The organism is Desertivirga brevis (assembly GCF_017355835.1).
On record NZ_JAFEWF010000008.1, the window covers coordinates 59,177 to 78,927 of the forward strand.

General features: G+C 42.2%; 9 protein-coding genes. 8 read left to right on the forward strand and 1 reads right to left on the reverse strand.

Annotated features, from left to right (window positions below; genetic code table 11):
- Positions 1-3: 3 nt before the first annotated feature.
- Positions 4-1,923 carry a glucosamine-6-phosphate deaminase gene (nagB, locus tag J4N25_RS18050; protein WP_207423201.1) on the forward strand — a complete coding sequence of 640 codons (1,920 nt, stop codon included), beginning with the start codon at positions 4-6 and terminating at the stop codon, positions 1,921-1,923.
- 71 nt (positions 1,924-1,994) lie between these two features.
- On the opposite strand, the gene J4N25_RS18055 is transcribed toward nagB, so the two are convergent.
- Positions 1,995-2,846: a hypothetical protein gene (locus tag J4N25_RS18055; RefSeq protein WP_207423202.1), complete on the reverse strand. Its 852-nt coding sequence runs from the start codon at positions 2,844-2,846 to the stop codon at positions 1,995-1,997.
- A 315-nt stretch (positions 2,847-3,161) separates the two neighbouring features.
- Here J4N25_RS18055 and J4N25_RS18060 point away from each other — a divergent pair, with 315 nt between their 5' ends.
- From J4N25_RS18060 to J4N25_RS18090, 7 genes are all read left to right on the forward strand, one after another.
- Entirely contained in the window at positions 3,162-5,450 is a 2,289-nt protein-coding gene (locus J4N25_RS18060) for a GH92 family glycosyl hydrolase (protein WP_369410870.1), read from the forward strand.
- A gap of 2 nt (positions 5,451-5,452) precedes the next feature.
- On the forward strand, positions 5,453-6,925 hold the full coding sequence (locus J4N25_RS18065; protein ID WP_207423204.1) for a glycoside hydrolase family 28 protein: 1,473 nt from the start codon (positions 5,453-5,455) through the stop codon (positions 6,923-6,925).
- A gap of 1 nt (position 6,926) precedes the next feature.
- Positions 6,927-9,212, forward strand: a complete 2,286-nt coding sequence (locus J4N25_RS18070) for a GH92 family glycosyl hydrolase (protein ID WP_207423205.1) — start codon at positions 6,927-6,929, stop codon at positions 9,210-9,212.
- Between the two features lie 217 nt (positions 9,213-9,429).
- A complete protein-coding gene (locus tag J4N25_RS18075) occupies positions 9,430-10,371 on the forward strand; it encodes an NAD-dependent epimerase/dehydratase family protein (RefSeq protein WP_207423206.1) in 942 nt (313 codons plus the stop codon).
- Positions 10,372-10,432: 61 nt separating this feature from the next.
- Positions 10,433-14,572: a two-component regulator propeller domain-containing protein gene (locus tag J4N25_RS18080; RefSeq protein WP_207423207.1), complete on the forward strand. Its 4,140-nt coding sequence runs from the start codon at positions 10,433-10,435 to the stop codon at positions 14,570-14,572.
- A gap of 373 nt (positions 14,573-14,945) precedes the next feature.
- Positions 14,946-18,026, forward strand: a complete 3,081-nt coding sequence (locus tag J4N25_RS18085; protein ID WP_207423208.1) for a SusC/RagA family TonB-linked outer membrane protein — start codon at positions 14,946-14,948, stop codon at positions 18,024-18,026.
- Positions 18,027-18,031: 5 nt separating this feature from the next.
- A complete protein-coding gene (locus J4N25_RS18090; protein ID WP_207423209.1) occupies positions 18,032-19,729 on the forward strand; it encodes a RagB/SusD family nutrient uptake outer membrane protein in 1,698 nt (565 codons plus the stop codon).
- Positions 19,730-19,751: the final 22 nt, after the last annotated feature.

Sequence of the window (19,751 nt, forward strand, 5' to 3'; positions counted from 1 at the left end):
TGAATGTTACGATTAAATTTATTAGAAGAGACTCGGTTTGAAAAATTACCGGTAAGGATTTTTGAAAATGAAGCAGAGGCTTCAAAAGTTGTTGCAAGGAGAATTAGCGATTTGATTCTAACCAGACAGCAACAGGATAAAATGGCTGTGTTAGGGCTTGCTACCGGGGTAACGCCAATTAAGGTTTATGCAGAGCTGGTACGATTGCATAAAGAGGAAGGATTAAGCTTCAGGAATGTGGTTACTTTTAATTTGGATGAATATTATCCAATGAAGCCAGATGCAGAACAGAGTTACGTCACCTTTATGCATGAGAACCTTTTCAAGCATATTGATGTCGACCCCGCCAATATCCATATCCCGGATGGCACTCTTGACCGGAACGAGATTGAAGCCTTCTGCCTGAACTATGAACAGCAGATCAGTGACCTCGGCGGACTAGACCTGCAAATTTTAGGAATTGGAAGGACTGGTCATATCGGTTTTAATGAGCCCGGTTCTGCACCCAATTCAGGTACTCGTTTGGTCACCTTGAACGACTTGACGAGAAGGGATGCAGCCCGTGACTTTGGTGGAAAGCAAAACGTACCTACCAAGGCCATTACTATGGGAATAGGCACAATTTTTAAAGCCAGAGAGATTATTCTCATGGCCTGGAACTCGAAAAAGGCCCCTATTATTCGAAAGGCTGTAGAAGGAGAAATTTCTTCTGACGTTCCGGCAACCTACCTCCAGCTTTCAGAGAATGTTGAGTTTATCCTCGACAAGGATGCAGCATCAGACCTAACCCGCTTTAATGCCCCCTGGTTAGTAAAGGATTGCGTCTGGGATGCGGCATTGATTAAAAAGGCGGTTAGCTGGCTTTCAGAAAAAGTCGATAAGCCAATACTCAAGTTAACGGTTGAAGACTACAATAATAACGGTATGGCCCAACTCGCTACGGAGAAGGGGCCGGTATATGATCTGAATATTGATATCTTTAACAAAATACAACAAACTATTACCGGCTGGCCCGGAGGGAAGCCCAACGCAGATGACTCCCGCAGACCGGAACGAGCCTTGCCGGCAAAAAAAAGGGTGGTAGTATTTTCTCCGCATCCTGATGATGATGTAATCTCAATGGGCGGCACCTTTATTCGATTGGCCGACCATGGTCATGATGTTCATGTAGCCTATCAGACTTCAGGAAATACTGCAGTATGGGACGACGATGCCTTGCGGTTCGTTGAGTTCTCGATCGACTTCTGTCGCAAACAAAATCTCGATCTTAATTGTCAGGAAGAGCTTTATCGGAAGATGAAGGACTTTCTGAGTGCTAAAAAACCAAACCAACCTGACCTTAAAGAGATCCTTGAGATAAAGGGACTGATAAGAAAGGGAGAAGCTACCGCTGCAGCTAGATTTGTAGGTCTACCTGATGAAAATATTCATTTTATGGATCTTCCATTCTACGATCGCGGTAAAGTTTCGAAAGTAAAGGATCATGAGGATGATATTCAGCAAACTATGAATTTGTTAAAGGAGATAAAACCTCATCAGGTATTTGCTGCGGGCGACTTCGCCGACCCCCATGGCACTCATAAAGTCTGCTTTGATATTGTTCTAACTGCTTTGAAGCGGCTTAAGCAGACGGAAGACTGGGTGAAAGATTGTTGGTTATGGTTATACCGCGGAGCATGGCATGAGTATGCGATACATGAGATTGAGATGGCTGTTCCTTTGTCTCCCCAAGAAGTGGAGCGAAAGCGCTTTGCTATTTTTAAACACCAGTCCCAGAAAGACCGGCCCGTATTCCCGGGTGATGACTCAAGAGAGTTTTGGGTAAGGGCAGAAGATCGTACGCGAGAAACTGCAAATGCCTACAATCAGCTTGGGCTGGCAGAGTATGAAGCGATAGAAGGTTTTTCGAGATGGCGTTTCTAAGAAATGGCTGGCCCAAATTCCTCTCCTAATAAAAAGGATTACTCAGGTATTTGGGCGTTCTTATCGCAAGGTTAATATTGAAATAGCGCTTCAGCAGTGTCATATGCAGGATTGTTACCAATAGCAATTCTGCACTTGACCTTCATCAGAAGCTTATCTGAAATCGTATAGAAATACTTGTAATTGATCGGACCGGTAGAGCTTCTGCCACTCTCCGAGATTTTAACAGGAAGTTTTTTAATCTGGTTCAGAACCACAAGGTCAAATATCTCTTGAGCCTGATGTTGATAAAGGGGGTGCAGCAAACTGTAGGGATTCAAGTCAAGGGGTGGCGATGTCTGCTGAATGTTACGTTGGATTGTGTCTAAAGCCTCTCCATTTTCATCATAATTGATCGTTGTTGTTTTAATAATATTTCCTTCGGCGTCATAATTAAAAGAACTCTCCCAGGTAGTCGTTAGTACTCCGTGCATCAGAACTTCTGATTCCAGATGTTGGATTCTTCCTTCCGGGTCATAGATGTAACTTCTTCTGGAAGTTTCAACCCCGTTATTGATATTCTTTAACTCCTTCACCTTGCCTGAGTCGTTATACAGAAACCTGCTTACTGATGTATTTTCGAACACAGCTTCATCAAGCTTTCTGTTTTTGAAAATAAACTGGGTTTTATATTTAGACGGCAAGTTACTGCTACCCGATAAGTAGTAGTTTAAAGAACTGTCAGGATTATAAAAGAATTCGAGCTTGTGGGTAATACCAACGTTCCAGCTTACAGATTTCACCATGGGCCATACGTCGTTCTCGCTGCTGATGCTATCTTTTTGCTGATCAGTTATATTGTTCGCAGGTTCGCCTGTGGTTGTTTCAGTACAGGAGATAACGAGGCAAAAGAAGTATAAGAGAAGAGGCAGGATCGTTTTCATTGTCCCCTTACGGGAAGTTGGACGCTAATGATACATTCAGGCTTTCTCCAATCAGCCTTCATACTCTGTTTGTAAGTTCAGCTCTTGAAGGGTTTACTTAATCGGTTTCGTAATTAATTACTGCCTTGCTGGATCTTCAAAGCTGGCATATTTATATTTTAGCAGCATCAATTATAAGCTTTAGGTTTGGTGAACCTTTAGTAGGAAAAAACTTTTTTAATCAATTAAGCTCCTCTTTGAGCTTCCTTTAAATCAACAATAGTAATGTTTATCGGAAGCTGAAAAGATCTATATATTCTTTGATAAAATCGAAAAGTGAATAAGAAAAGGCTCCTCATAATCGTTTCGTTTGCAATTCTGACCTGTATGAAGGTACAGGCTCAGGATATTGTCTCTTATGTTCAGCCCCTGTCGGGCACCGCACCCGCCACTACTAAGGCTGCATTAAAGCATGGCAATGGAACAGAATTAAATGCTAATACTATTCCGGCAGTAGGATTGCCTTTTGCTATGACTCAATGGACAGCACAAACCCGGCAAACCGAAGTAAAGTGTCAGCCGCCTTACTTTTATAAAGATTCCTTGCTTTCCGGTTTCAGAGGAACTCATTGGTTGAGTGGTTCCTGTACGCAGGATTATGGCAGTTTTACTATCATGCCTATAAGTGGAACTCTTAGAACCCTTTCCCAGGAATATCAGACCCCCTTTTCCCATAAAGAAGAGGTTGCGGCGCCTCATTACTACCGGGCAAGTTTACCTGGGTATAATCTGCTTGTAGAGATGACCGGTACTCTTCGCTGCGGCTTTTTTCAAATTACAGCCCAAAAGGCTGATAGTGTTTATCTGCTGATTACTCCTAACAGTGACCAGGAGAAAGGCTTTGTTAAAGTGGATCAGAAAAAGGGCCTGATCTGGGGATATAACCCCGCTCACCGGATTTATCAGGGCTGGGGGAAACCGGCAGGGTTCAGTGGTTATTTTGTGCTACAAATAGACCGCGGCTTTAGTCGCGCAGGAACATACAGGGGAAAGGATGTATTCGAACTTGATAGCCTCAGGAATGGGAAAAATATAGGCGCTTTTGTTGGATTTACATTAAAAGCAGGAGAGAAGCTTAGGGTTAGAGTGGGAACTTCTTTCAGCAGCATTGAAGGTGCTTTGAGGAACCTTCAGGCTGAAGTTAAAGACTGGGATTTTGAAGCGCTCACTCAACGCAACAAAAAGGTATGGCTGCAGGCTCTCGGACAGATCAAGGTGGAAGGAAAGGATGTGAAAAGTAAAAAAATATTCTACACTTCGGTGTACCATACTATGCAGCATCCGAGATTGTTTAATGATGTAGATGGAACTTATCCTGAATTTTCTGGTAATTACAAGCTGAACAAGATTGCCAAGGGCAGTTATTATGATGATTTTTCTATGTGGGACATTTATCGCGCTCACCTGCCTTTATTTGAGATCCTGCAGCCAGAGTTGATCAATAGTAGTGTCCGTTCGATGGTGCTAAAGGGACAACAAGGCGGTTGGTTACCCATCTTTCCCTGCTGGAACAGCTATACCGCAGCGATGATAGGAGATCATGTTACAGCATTCATAGCTTCCGCTTTTGTGAAAGGCATTCGCGACTACGATCAGCAGGAAGCTTATAGATTGATGCGGCAAAACGCTTTCGCCCAGTCATCTACGCAGGATTATAAAGACGGCAAGGGGCGAAGGGCTCTGGAGTCGTATTTAAGATATGGTTACATTCCAATGGAGGACTCTGTGCAGGAAGCATTTCATAAGAAAGAACAGGTAAGCCGTACCCTTGAATACGCCTTTGACGACTATGCATTGGCTAAAGTAGCAGAAGGATTGAATAAAAAGAAAGATCACAAAGCGCTGATACGGCGCAGCTTAAATTACCGGAATGTTTTTGATCCGGCCGTAAATATGGTGCGGGGGCGCTTTATAGATAAGTCTTGGTATCAACCGTTCAATGCCAGCCATAAGGAACCCTATATTACCGAGGGTACCCCACAACAATATACTTTTTATGCTCCGCATGATGTGAAAGGTCTTGCCTCACTAATGGGAGGAGCGAATATATTAGAGAGTTCTCTTGATAAGCTTTTTAATGGTGGAGAGTATTGGCATGGTAATGAACCAGGGCATCAGATTCCCTTTATGTACAACTATACTCCATCGCCCTGGAAAGCTCAGTTGAGAGTGAAGCAGATCCTGGAAGATGAATACGGAGATGGGCCGGGTGGCTTAAGTGGAAACGATGATGCCGGGCAGATGTCGGCCTGGTATGTATTTTCAGCCCTTGGCTTCTATCCATTAAATCCGGTTTCAGATCAATATATGTTAACCTCTCCCTTGTTCGACAGTTATAACATCATATTACCTGGTGCTAAAAGTTTCAAAGTAGTGGCACGGCGCAGCTCCCCGGAGTCGGGATTTATATCCTCTGTGAAATTTAATGGAAAGCCTTATTTCAAGAACTATCTTAGCCATAGAATGATCACCGACGGTGGTCTGCTCGAAATATTTCTTAGTGATAAACCAAATAAGAATTGGGCAACAAAAGTAAGTGACCAAGCCAAATCCCTTAGCAAGTAAAAATGACAAACACACTATTTAAAAATTATTTATTCCTGCTTCTGTTAATTGTGAGCAACCCTTTATCTGCTCAGAAGAACCAAATAAAATCACGTGAGTTCAACCTCACCGACTACGGTGCTGTGGCTGAACCGAAAAAGGATAATGCCAGAGCTATTCAGAAAGCAATCGACGCCTGCTCGTCGGCAGGGGGCGGAAAAGTTATAGTTCCGGCTGGAAAAGTGTTCATGGCCGGACCGTTTGATCTGAAGTCAAATATAGAACTGGTTGTGGAAGTGAATGCTGGTATTTTGGCTAATCCTGACGAAAGTGTTTATAAGAGGAGTGCCTTCCGGGACAATAAAGGAGAGGGTACTATTTGGATCGGTGGTGAGAATTTAAAAAATGTGACCATTTCTGGATCAGGCTTCCTCGATGGAAATGGGATCTCATTTATGGGAGCTGAATTGGAAGATTCTTACGTGCTGAAGCCTTTTGACATCATTGACCCTCGTCCTCATTTATTAACGATAATAGGTGGTCAGAATATCCGTATTCACGATCTTATCATTCGAAACTCAGCCTATTGGACAGTTCACCTCATTGGATGCGATGATGTGGCTATCGATAACATCACCTTATTAAACAGTTTGAAAGTGCGTAATAGTGATGGCATTGACCTGGATCACTGCAAGAATGTTCGTATCACCAATTGTTATATAGAATCGGGAGACGACTGTATATGCCTGAAAAATCGCCGGGAGTATGAAGAGTTCGGGCCATGTGAAAATATCACCGTAAGTAATTGTACAATGACGTCTCGCTCCTGCGCCATTAAAATTGGTTCGGAGAATATGGACAGGATCAGTCATGTAGTTATTAATAACTGCATCATCAAAAAAAGTAACAGGGGTATTGGGATCCAAAACAGGGACGAAGGGACAGTGACAGACGTAATCTTTTCTGATATAGTTATTGACTCTCATTTGTTTTCAGATGTATGGTGGGGTAAGGCTGAACCTATTTATGTAACTGCTTTTCGCAGAGCGAATGGCAATCATAAGGACGCAAACTGGCGCTTCCCCAAGGGGAAAACAGAAGGTAGCGTGGGTAATGTGAGCCGCATTTACTTTAGTAATATTAAGGGGGTAAGCGAAAATGGTATTTATGTTGGAGCAGAGTCTTCAGATAAGATTTCAGATATTGTTTTTGATCAGGTAGATCTTCATATAAACAAAACTACAGATATAAAAGGTGGGGTTTATGATCGTCGGCCCTCAAAAGTTGAAGGCCTACTTATGGGAAGCACTTCAGGTTTTTATTTGGATAATGCCAGCAATATCACTATTCGTAACAGTTCCGTGAAATGGGGTGAGAATAAGCCGGAATATTTCAAGCACGTCCTGGAAAGCCATGGAGTTAATAACCTGAAGACAATAAACCTCGAAGGTGATGCCGCTTTCGCGGGAAAAGCAGAGGCCGTTAAAAAGTACTAGGATGTTCAGGACTATTTTCCATATCGTTGTTGCTTTTCTTTACCTTCTTTCTTTCTCGAAAGAGGCCAAGTGTCAGGATTACAGATTTGTGAAGTATGTGGATCCATTTATAGGTTCTGAAGGACTTGGAAATGTCTTCGTCGGCCCTTCCTGTCCTTATGGCATGGTTAAGCCTGGTCCTGATGTCAGTAAAGCTTCAAATAGTGGTTATTCACCAGACAAGGATATTCCGCTGTATGGTTTCAGTCAGGTACACGTAAGCGGAACCGGGGGAGGGCCTAAATACGGTAATATTTTATTGATGCCCTTTTCTGGGAAATCTGATCAGATCAGGCAAGAGTCGTTTAGAGATCAGGAAAAGGCGGGTGCTGGTTACTATAGCGTATTGCTTAAAGACTATGGGATCAAGGCTGAGCTAAGTGCTTCAGAGAAAGTAGCGTTTCACCGTTATACTTATCAACCGGATAAAGCCAAGTTAATTAAAATTGATGCGGGAGAGTTTTTAGGAGAACGGCCCATTCCAGATTCAAGGGAAGCACAGCAATTCGTAGGGTCGGAGATTGAGGTTGTTTCAGACACTGAAATAAGAGGTTATAGTCGCATAAGGGGAGGTTGGAATAATGGCGCAGCATATACAGTATACTTTTACGCTATTACAGACAAGCCTTTTTCAGAGTTTTCCACTTACAAGAACGGTAATTTGTACAAGGGTATTAAAGCCCAGGCCGATGACGGAAACAAAACCGGGGTGCTCCTTAGCTTTGGTCAGGATCCTACTAATGTTATACAGGTAAAAGTCGGTATATCCTTTGTGAGCAGCCTAAAGGCTCGTCAGAACATTGTAGCAGAAGTACCTTACTGGAATTTCGAGAAACTACTTTCTGAGACGCAGGGCAAATGGGAAAAACTTCTGAAACGAGTAGAATTTGATAAGTCAACTTCTTTAGAACAAAAGAAAATGTTCTACACGGCACTGTATCATACCATGTTGATGCCGGTTGACCGCTCAGGGGAAAATCCATTGTGGCAGACGGTCCCTTATTATGACGACTTCTATGCTATTTGGGATACCTTCCGGTCTTCGAACCCCTTAATTACACTGTTAGATCCGGAGCGGGAAGTCGCAATTGTGAATTCTCTGCTTAATATTTATCAGCGCGATGGTTACATGCCCGATGCAAGAAGCGGTAATAGTAATGGGCGCACGCAGGGAGGCTCAAATGCAGAAGTTCTAATTGCCGACGCCTATGTGAAGAAGTTAAAAGGCATTAACTACAACCTTGGGCTGGAGGCAATGTTAAAAGACGCTACGGTGCCGCCAGGAGGAAACGAAGAAAAAGAAGGACGTGGAGGTTTAACGGACTATAATACTCTTGGTTATGTTTCTAACCGGTTCGTTCGTGCAGGTAATCGTACACTTGAGTATGCATATAACGACTATTGCCTGGCAATAGTAGCAAAAGGGTTAGGGAGAAATGGAGAGTACCAGCGGTTTATCAAACAGTCTGATAATTGGAAAAACCTTTGGAGGCCGGTCACCGATCACGGTGCTACAGGCTTTATAATGCCCAGAGATCCTTCCGGAAAATGGATTGACAGCGTGCAATGTGTTGAAAGCAATGGTAGGATCACCTACCTACCTTACACCCCATTAGCGCAGGAGTGGCCCATTTGCGTTTGCTGGTGGTGCGGCTTTTTCTATGAAGGAAATTCATGGGAATATTCTTTTTACGTGCCGCACAATATTGCTGAGCTGGTAAAAGCATCGGGGGGACCGAAAGCTTTTAAAGAAAGGCTGGATACTTTTTTTAAAAGGGGGTATTATACTGTCAGCAATGAGCCTGCATTCCTGACTCCGAACTTGTACCATTGGGTTGGAAGGCCAGATCTAAGCAGCCAGCAGATCAAGCAAATAATCGCTGAAAACTATAATAGTTCGGCCGCCGGGCTTCCAGGGAACGACGATTCTGGAGCTATGTCGTCCTGGCTGGCTTTTCACATGATAGGTTTATTTCCTAATGCCGGACAATCTTATTATCTGATTAATTCTCCCGCGGTGAAAGAAACAGTGCTGCACCTTCCGGGAGGCAAAGACTTTAAGGTGATCGCAAAAAATCTATCAGATAAAAATGAATTCATTCGGCAAGCATGGTTGAATGGTAAGCTTTTTAATCAGGCTTGGATCGAACATGAAGATATTATTAAAGGGGGTGAGCTGGTGTTGGAGATGGGCTCTCAAGCTTCTGGTTGGGGAAGTCTGAAGGCTCCTCCATCTTTGTCTCCCTAATTTTTAAACGTGCAAATAGCAATCTTATGAACTACTGTTTAATCCTATCTGTCTATCAATCATGAGTTTTGATCGACGCACACGAGCCGAAAACGGTTAATTGAGGTTTAGCCTTAGGAATTATTTTTGATCGGTAAGCAAACTACGTGATTTTGTTGTTCTCTTCCTGAGAAATTAATTTCTCAGAAAGCCCTTTCAATAATTCAGGTAGAACAGAATGAGCACAGAACGTATTTTAGTAATAGGCGCCAACGGTCAGATAGGTAAAGTACTTTTTCCCGCTTTGCAGGAATTATGGGGGAAAGGCAACGTAATTGCGGCAGATATACGGCCTGTATTTGATGGGGAGGGGATCTTTGAAGTTTTAGATGCTACTGATCCTAAAGCAATATCGGTGTTGCTATCCCGACATAAGATCACTCAGCTTTATCATTTGGCTGCTATCCTTTCTGCGAAGGCTGAGGAGAACCCCTTGAGCAGCTGGGAAATAAATACCAGGACATTGTTGAATGTCCTTGAGACAGGGCGGGAGTGTAAAGTGAGTAAGCTCTTTATTCCAAGTTCAATTGCTGTTTTTGGTCCTTCCGCTCCGCGCACTAAGGTTCCTCAAAATACGTATTTGGATCCTTCTACTGCTTATGGAATCAGTAAAGTAGCCACAGAGACCTGGATAGCTTACTACCGTCGTAAATATAACCTTGATGTACGATCCATTCGTTATCCGGGAGTTTTAGGGTATCAATCGATGCCAGGGGGTGGGACAACCGATTATGCTGTAGATATTTTTTACAAGGCTGTTAAGGGAGAGCAATACACTTGTTTCCTCGAAAAAGACACGCGACTGCCGATGATCTATATGGATGATGCAATTAGAGCTACATTGGAATTGATGCAGGCTTCTCCTGAAAATCTTAGTGTTGACATGGCGTACAATGTTCAATCGCTTAGTTTTACTCCTGAAGAATTGGGAACGGCAATACGTAAGTACATCCCTGATTTTCAGATCACTTACATTCCGGACTTCAGACAAACGATAGCGCACAGCTGGCCCGAAAGTATAGATGATAGTGTGGCGCAAAAGGATTGGGGATGGCAACCGAAATTTGGGTTAGATGAGGTAGTTAGAGATATGCTGGAACATTTATCAAATCATTCTTGAGCTTAGCAAAAAAAATGTTATCTATGTTTTAACCAATTTAAGTACTAACCACGGGCTGAGGATGAGAAGGTTTTTATTTCTGTTTTTTTTACTTTTCCTGTGCTGTAACGTTTATCCTCAGGGATTTACAGGCAGTAGGACTTTGCATTTTGGGCCACAAAAGGGACTTTCCTTTGGTATTGTTAACAGTATCTGTCAGGATCAGCGAGGCTTCATGTGGTTTGCAACAGCCGACGGACTGAACAGGTTTGATGGGAATGCATTCAAGATCTTTAAAAATGAAAAGGACAATCCCCGAAGTCTTAGCAGTAATTTTGTGCATTCTGTTTACGCTGATCCCTCTGGTTCTGTTTGGGTATCATCCAGAGATGGTTTAAATCAATACGATCCTAAGTCTTCTGATTTTATTCACCACCGTTTTAATTCGGGAGCTACCTCTGCTTTTCAAAATGATATAAGTTCAATCACCGGAAGCAGGAACGGGAATTTATGGGTGGGTACCAGTAATGGCTTTATATATTTTGATGTAAAGATCAAAAAGATAAAAAGTTATAATAGTAAGAACCTGGAAGGCTTACCCGCGAATTCGAATTCTATTTTGTCCTTGTTTGAGGATTCAAAGGGAATGCTTTGGGTAGGCACCAGTGACAAAGGAGTGTCTGCTTTCTGGGTTAAAGGCAGCCAGGTCTTATCGCCTGCAAAGTTTTCTAATTCCGTGAAAGAAACACGCGTTAACCGGATTTACGAAGATAAAAATAGTGATGTTTGGATTGCAACTTCAAACGGACTTGCAGTTTATAAAAGAGCTGCGAATAGGTTTGAATTTATAGATGGCCCTGCTTGTGGTCTGCCCAGTAATATATTCTTATCCTTGATCGAAAATCAACAGGGAGAATTGCTCGTTGGTTTGCAGGAGGGTGGCTTATATAAGATTAAGGCAAATAAGGATACTTATGCCTTTGAAACAGTTAAAGGCGAAAATGGTACCCCATTAACCCATCGTACCGTACAATGTCTCTTCCGGGATAAGGATAAAAATATATGGTTAGGGACTTATGGTAATGGTTTGTATTTTATAAGTAGCCTGGCTGAGAAATTCCGAAAATTCCAGATCAAACAGCCCGACGAGAGCTTTGTAAGGTATTACGGGATGTGCCTCGATGATCAGGGGAACTTGTGGCTGGGCACAGACGGGAGTGGAATTTATAAATCAACTGCCGAAGGTAAGATCCTGAAACATTATACTGCGGGTGGTACTGCAGGAAGCATTACAGATAACGCCATTCTTTCGGCTTTTAAAGACAGCAGGAATCGCCTTTGGTTTGGAAGTTATCAAAAAGGACTTTTCTTGTACAATCCTTCTACTGATAAATTTAAGAATTATAAACGGGCAACAGATAACGATAGAAGTTTAGGCGCGAATGACGTAAGAGTAATTTTCGAAGATACTAAGAAGCGGCTATGGGTAGGCGCAAACGGCGGAGGATTAAATCTTTTTAAGGAACCTGGTGATAACTTTGTCCGCTATAATAACGGAAATAGCAATATCAGTTCCAACGACGTCAGGTCTATTGTAGAAGACCGAAAAGGAAATCTTTGGGTTGGGACTTACGGAGGAGGCCTTAACTATTTCGACGTCTCTAAAAAACAATTCTACCCGGTGTTCCGAACCGGAAAAGAAAAGCGCTTTATATCCAATAATGTAGTCTTTGCTCTTTACCTTGACCCAGAAGAGCAGCTTTGGATAGGAACAGAGGGAGACGGCCTTATAAAGTATAATACGATCACAAAAGAGCTGAAGGTTTTTGATGAGAAGAACGGGCTGGGTAACAATACTGTAAATGCCATTAGGTCGGAGGACGGCAGAGTATTATGGCTCAGCACGAACAAAGGTTTAAGTCGGCTGGATGCTAAGACCGGCAAGTTGATTAATTACGATGCCAGTGACGGACTACAGCAGGGACAGTTCCATGAAGGATCAGCTGTTTACAGTAGAGAAAAGAAGTTCATGGTGTTTGGAGGAACTGAGGGATGGAATATCTTTAATCCTTCTGGCGTACGGGAAAGTTCCTACCATCCTGATGTTTTGATAACAGGCTTAAGGTTATTCGGGAAGGAAACAGCAGAAGGACAAAAAGAAGAGTCCACTGATATTACCGAAGCAGCTAAGATTGTATTAAGGCCAGACCAACCTGTCTTCTCGCTAAGTTATGTAATGCTTGATTATGCATTTCCCGGCGAAGGAGAGTTTGCTTATAAAATGGAAGGGCTTGATAAGGAATGGACATATGTGAAAGACCAGCAGTCGGCCACATACCGTTACCTTGACCCAGGCACTTATACTTTCAAGGTAAAGGCTGCCAACCATGATGGAGTGTGGTCTGATAAATTTTCAAGTATCAGGGTTCAAGTATTGCCCCCCTGGTATAAAACCTGGTGGGCTTATTTATTCTATCTCTGCTCCGCAGTCGGAGCTGTTTATGCTTATATACGTTATCGCACAGAGCAGGCAAAGCTAAAATATGAAGTAAAGACCGCCCATTTTGAGGCAGAAAAGGAGAAGGAACTGCATCGGAAAAAAGCAGATTTCTTCACTAATATTTCTCATGAATTCCGTACGCCGCTAACCCTGATCATTAATCCTCTAAAAGAAATGTTATATGAGGAGGGGAAAGAAATCACCCCTGCAAAATTGAATGTGGTATATCGAAATGCCCGAAGACTCTTGAGCCTGGTTGATCAGCTTCTTCTGTTCAGGAAGTCTGAAAGTGAGAGTGGAAAGCTAAAGATCGTAAAGTTAAACATCACAAGCGTTTGCCGTGAAGTTGTACTTTGCTTTACCAATCAGGCCAAAGTGCAGAAAGTTGATCTGAGCTTTGAGACAGAGAACGAGGAAATAGAGATATATGCTGACAGGGAGAAGGTAGAGATAGTCCTGTTTAACTTGATCTCAAACGCATTGAAGTTTACAAGCGAAAATGGAGCTGTGCGAATAAGGTTAATGGAGAAAGAGGAGCAAATAGAAATTATGGTATCAGATACAGGAGTGGGAATCCCTGAGAGTGTTGGAGCCAATCTATTTGACCAATTCTACCAGGTGAGCGGAAGCAAGGGGCCCGCTAAGAGTGGCTTCGGTATTGGGTTATTTCTTGTCAAGAACTTTATTGATGCCCATAATGGTTCCGTGAACTATTGCAGTAAAGAAGGGCTCGGTACAACTTTTACTATTAACTTGCTGAAAGGGAAAAACCATTTCAATTCCAATATAATTTTTGAAGAGGTACCGGAAGCTTCAGTGTTTCTTGATGAACTGATTGAGGACCTCAAGCCGGTAGAACTTCCGGCCATCGAACCAGAGGAAGGAGAGAAAGGCTCGGAACTTTTTACGGAGGTTAAAACAATCCTGATCATTGATGATAACATACAGATACGCCAGTACATACGCCAGCTATTCCAGCAGGAGTTTGAGGTGCTTGAATCGGATAATGGGGCTGAAGGCTTTGAGATGGTTAAGAAGCACATTCCGGATGTGGTGATCAGTGATGTAATGATGCAGGAGTTAAGCGGAATTGATCTTTGCAGTAAAGTTAAAGAAGATCCTTCCTTGAATCATATTCCGATAATTTTGTTAACGGCTAGTTCCTCAGTTGAAGTGAAACTAAAAGGAATTGAATGCGGTGCAGATGATTTTATAAGCAAACCATTTGAGAAGGAAATCCTGTTAGCTCGTGTGTCAGGAATATTAAAAAGTCGGAATAATCTTCAGAACTACTTCTATAACCAGGTAACGCTGCAGAGTGATAATTCAAAGATATCTGCTGAATACAAGGAATTTTTAGATAAGTGTATTCAAATTATAGAAGAGCATTTAACGGATCAGGAATTTGGTATTAAAATGCTGGCTGATAAAATTGCAATGAGCAAGTCTACGCTGTACTTAAGGATAAAGTCTGTTTCAGGGCAGTCGGCTAATGCTTTTATTCGTTCCATCCGCCTTCGAAAAGCTGCCGAAATGTTTATTAGTACCGGCGCTACAGTTTCGGAAATTGCTTATATGGTTGGAATCAAAGACGTGAAGTATTTTCGTGAACAGTTTAACAAGCTATTCGGAATGAACCCTTCCGAATATATACGCAAATACAGAAGGAATTTTAATTCGACCCATACGATAAAGAAGGAAATTGTGAGTAAGGGCGGGTAGCAGTTTTATCAAATACCGCCCCGAAACAGTTTGCTCCTTTTTGCTTTGCCCCAAAATGTAATAATTGGTTCAGCGAACCTTCACTTGCTATCGCTGATTATTTTTAAGTTTTAAGACCTGCTTGTGTATAAACCGCACTATTTATGCTTTAGAACTAGATTTTAGTCTAATACCCCTCTTTCTTTTAGTCATTTACCCCTCACGCCCTAACGCGTTTTACCCCGACTTTAGCTCCTGTCCTTAGCTCGTGAAAAGCCGGCTTAAATTAATTCACGAAGTCAGGGTTTAAAATTTTGCAGTATGAAAAAACGATTACGATAGTGAATCAAGCCAATTATTTCAAGCCAATTATTAAACAAATCATCTTTAAAGTATGCGTAGTAAATATGCCACAAACTGGTGGATTAAGCTTGGCTTAATTCTGCCTTCATTGATATTCTCTGTCTTTACCGCGACCGCTCAGGTTACTGTTAGAGGTAAAGTTTCAGACAATACAAATGCCCCATTACCAGGGGTGAGTGTAAAAGTTAAAAATACAGGTACGGGTTCAAGCACGGATGTTAATGGAAATTATTCTATTTCTGTTTCAGACAATAATGCTGTCCTTGTTTTTAGTTTTATCGGGTTTAAGTCTCAGGAGGTTCCGGTAAACGGCCGCAGTACTATTAACATTAATTTAGCAACCGATGCCAAAGCATTGGATGAAGTTGTTGTAGTGGGTTATGGTACTCAGAAAAGAGCCACAGTTACAGGATCTATTTCAACTATTAAGGGGTCCGACGTAGCAAAGAGCCCTCAGCCTAATCTTTCAAACTCGTTAGCCGGACGTGTTTCCGGTGTTATTGCTACGAATAGAAGTGGAGAACCGGGATACGATGGTTCTCAAATTACTATAAGGGGTATATCAACTACCGGTAACAGAGATGTTCTGGTTGTTGTAGATGGAGTACCGGGTCAGCTAGGTGGTATGGAAAGGCTTGATCCTAATGATATAGAGTCCTGGTCCATCCTTAAAGATGCCTCTGCTGCAGTTTATGGAAGTAGGGCGGCAAACGGGGTTATCCTGGTGACTACGAAGAGGGGCGCGAATGGTAAACCAAGCATTTCATATAGCTTTAATCAAGGATTTTCATCGCCGACCAGGTTACCTGAAATGGCAGACGCAGCAACCTATGCAACTATCAGGAATGAAATTCAGTATTACGCCACTCCTGCTGGTGGCATGAATCAGGTTTATACTGAAGAGCAGATTGAGAAGTTCAGAAACGGCTCTGATCCATTAAACTATCCCAATACGAATTGGGCTGATCAGGTACTACGTAAATCAGCACCTCAAAGCCAGCATAGTCTTTCTCTTACCGGCGGTAGTGAAGCTGTAAAATATTACGTCTCCCTAGGCGCTTTAAGTCAGGATGCTTTATACAAAAACAGTGCAACTAAGTACGACCAGTACAATTTCAGGTCAAATGTAGATGGCACGGTGTCAAATAATTTTAAAATCGGTCTGTCCTTAGCTGGAAGGCAAGAAAACAGGCAATTTCCAACTTCAGGAGCAGGAGATATCTTCAGATCTATCTATCGTGCCTATCCAACAATTTCTGCCTATTATCCCAACGGGTATCCGACCAGCGGAATTGAAAATAATAACCCGGCAACGATGGTAACTGGAATGGGAGGTCTGAACAAAAATCCAAGACTAACCTTTAACGGAATTCTAAGGGCTTCATATACTATACCTCAGGTAAAAGGCCTATCCCTCGACGGGTTCTATTCTTTGGACAAAACACAGGCAAATGTTCGTAATTTCAGGCAGCCATATCTGGTGTATCTGTATAACACAACTACGTCAGTATATGATCCCAAAACTGTAGGTGAGTCAAAAGCTTCTTTAACTCAGTCGGCTGAAAATAATACGCTTTCTAATGCGAACATTAAGTTAAACTTCCAGAAAAAGGTAGGCTTGCACAATTTGGACGCGTTTGTTGCTTACGAACAAAGTACGCGGTCTTGGGATTTCCTTGAAGCAACAAGCCGGAATTTTCCAACAGCCCAAACTCCTGAATTATCACAAGGAGGAACGGATCCAACCGACAGGGGAATCCGCGGCTGGAGTGGTAAAGAAAGCCGTATAAGCTATCTTGGAAGGATTAATTACAACTTCAACGAGAAGTATTTAGCGGAGGTGCAGTTCCGTGCTGATGGGTCTTCGATATTTCCCAAATCAGATCGTTTCGGCTATTTTCCGGGTGTGTTGTTAGGCTGGAGAGTTTCAAACGAAGGATGGTTCAAGAATAACGTTCCTTTCATTAATGATTTGAAACTTAGAGCTACTTATGGAGAGCTGGGCGGTGATAGGGTTGATGCTAATCAGTTTATCAATAATTATGTGTTCAATAACCAGTACACATTAGGAAGCGCAGTTGTGCCAGGTATAGATTTGGTAAAGCTGGCTAATCCTAATATTACATGGGAAGTTTCAAAGAAGACTGACCTTGGATTCAATACAACCTTCCTTAATAATTTCAACTTCGAATTTATCTACTTCCGGGAAAACCGCGACAGACTTCTTTTACAGCGAAACGCATCTATTCCCGCAGTGACAGGAATTGTGAACCAGTATGAGGGTGCTTTAGTTCCAAATGAGAACATTGGAAGAATAGACAATAAGGGTTTCGAGTCAACCCTCGGTTATAACCACCGCGGAAACTTCAGTTACGGTATTTCTGGAAATATCACTTTGGCTAAAAATAAACAAGTTTTTGTGGATGAAGCTCCAAGTGTTTTAGAATATCAGCGTCAAACAGGAAATCCTCTTAATTCCTATTTGCTTTACCGCACTACCGGAATTTTCAGAACTCAGCAGGAATTAGACAATACCCCACATGTTACCGGAGCTAAGCTTGGAGACTTGATTTTTGAAGACTATAATAAAGACGGTAAGATAGATGCCAATGACAGGACCAGAACAGAACTCGGTAATATACCTCAGCTTACTTATGGTTTTACATTTAATGCCTCATGGAAAGGATTTGATTTCTCCTCTGTGTTTTCGGGACAGGGAAGGGTAAGACAATATGTGTTAGGAGAAGCAGGAACGATTGGCAATTATTATAGCTCATGGGCGGATAACCGCTGGAGTCCAACTAATCCAAACGGAACCTTTCCAAGGGTAGACACTCGTGCATCCTCGGCAATCAGTGGCGGCCTTTATCAAAATGATTTCTGGCTTTTCAATACTGCCTTTTTCCGACTTAAAAATGTTGAACTAGGTTACACCTTACCAAAACGGTTGCTTTCAGGCATCAAGCTGCAAAGTGTAAGAGTTTATACGAATGCATTCAACGTCTTTACTATTACTAAAGTGAAAGACTTTGATCCTGAGCTGAACAACGAAAGCGGTCAATTCTATCCACAACAAAAAATTGTTAATCTGGGCCTTAACGTTAAATTTTAATGATCATGAAAGCGAAAAAAATTCTTAATATAATTTATTTGGCTGCCTCGGTATCACTTGTTTCTTCTTGTAAGAATGATATGCTTGATGTAACTCCTACCGACAGAGTTTCTGATGCCGCTATTACGGGAGACTCCGTAACATTTGAGGCCTATGTTATCAACCGTTATTTGGGAATCCGGCTTACTAACAAAGAGGCCGAAGGAACTTTACCAGGCTTTGGTCGTGGATTTGAATATGCAATGTGGAGCTCTCTTACAGATGAGAGTATCTACAATAATGATGATAACACATGGTTAGTCCAGAAGGGGGAGCTATCTCCGGATAACCTGGGGATTGCAGGAACTTTCTGGGGCCGGAGCTACCGAAGTATCAGAGAGTGCAACTATGCTTTAGCAAATATTGATAAAGTAACTATTAGTGAAAATCACAAAAAATGGTTGCGGGCAGAGCTAAAGTTTATCAGAGCTTTCAGATATCATGACTTAATTAGAAATTATGGTGGAGTGCCGCTATTAGGTGACAATGTTTATGAACTCGGAACTGATTATACTGATGCATCTCTATTTGAAAGAAAGAGCCTTGCAGAGTGCATAAACTATGCAGTAAACGAGTTGAACGCAGCTGCCGCTGATCTTCCCTCAAATAATAATTCAAGTTGGTTGAAAGGTAGGGCAACAAAGGGTGCAGCGCTCGCTCTAAAATCAAGATTACTTCTTTATGCCGCTAGTCCTCTTTACAATGCTGGTACCTGGCAAGCTGCATTTGATGCTGCCAAATCCGTAATTGATTTGAACAAATACGGCCTCAGTTCCAACTACCAGAATATGTTTATAAGTTCAAGTGAAAATAGTGAGGTTATTTTTGCGCGCTATTATACAGTAGGTGCCCGTCACGTTCCAATGGAAATTGCAAACGGACCTAACGGTTATGATGCATGGGGAGGTAATCTGCCTTTGCAAAATTTGGTAGACTCCTATGAAATGACTAACGGTAAATTGATTGATGACCCTTCGTCTGGTTATGATCCTCAGAATCCATATTTTAATCGTGATCCCCGCTTAAGTTATACTGTTTTATATAATGGATCTCCCTACCGAGGAAGGACAGTTGAAACCTTCATTCCTGGAGGCAGGGATAGTAAAGATGGACCATCCAACTGGAATACTTCAAAAACTGGGTATTACCTGAGAAAATTCGTGGATGAGAGTATGCCTATCAATAATCCTTGGAACATTGCAGGATTGCAGCCTTGGATCTATTTCAGATATGCGGAAATCTTGCTTAACTACGCTGAAGCTGCAAATGAAGTATATGGTCCTGAGGTTGTTCCCGCAGGAGCAGCACTTTCAGCTAAAGCTGCAATTGATCAGATAAGGGCAAGAAATGGTGTAAATATGCCTGCCCTTACAGCAGGAATGACGAAAGATCAAATGCGGGAAGCTATACGTAGAGAACGCAGGGTGGAACTGGCATTTGAAGAGCATCGCTTCTATGATGTGCGTCGCTGGAAAATTGCTGAGCAAACAGAAAATGCCCCTGCGGAAGGAATAACTATTACTAAAACAGGGAATACTTTATCTTACCAAAAGAAGGTGGCTCTGGAAGGAAGGAAGTTCATGGAACAACATTATTGGTTACCAATTCCAAGAGCTGAAATCCAGGCTTCTGGCAATAAACTACCTCAAAATTCTAAATACTAGGTAGCTTTTCAAAGTTCACTAT

Coding starts and splice junctions, on each gene's coding strand:
- nagB (WP_207423201.1), top strand. CDS start 4: ATGTTACGATTAAATTTATTAGAAGAGACTCGGTTTGAAAAATTACCG.
- J4N25_RS18055 (WP_207423202.1), bottom strand. CDS start 2,846: ATGAAAACGATCCTGCCTCTTCTCTTATACTTCTTTTGCCTCGTTATC.
- J4N25_RS18065 (WP_207423204.1), top strand. CDS start 5,453: ATGACAAACACACTATTTAAAAATTATTTATTCCTGCTTCTGTTAATT.
- J4N25_RS18070 (WP_207423205.1), top strand. CDS start 6,927: ATGTTCAGGACTATTTTCCATATCGTTGTTGCTTTTCTTTACCTTCTT.
- J4N25_RS18075 (WP_207423206.1), top strand. CDS start 9,430: ATGAGCACAGAACGTATTTTAGTAATAGGCGCCAACGGTCAGATAGGT.
- J4N25_RS18080 (WP_207423207.1), top strand. CDS start 10,433: ATGAGAAGGTTTTTATTTCTGTTTTTTTTACTTTTCCTGTGCTGTAAC.
- J4N25_RS18085 (WP_207423208.1), top strand. CDS start 14,946: ATGCGTAGTAAATATGCCACAAACTGGTGGATTAAGCTTGGCTTAATT.
- J4N25_RS18090 (WP_207423209.1), top strand. CDS start 18,032: ATGAAAGCGAAAAAAATTCTTAATATAATTTATTTGGCTGCCTCGGTA.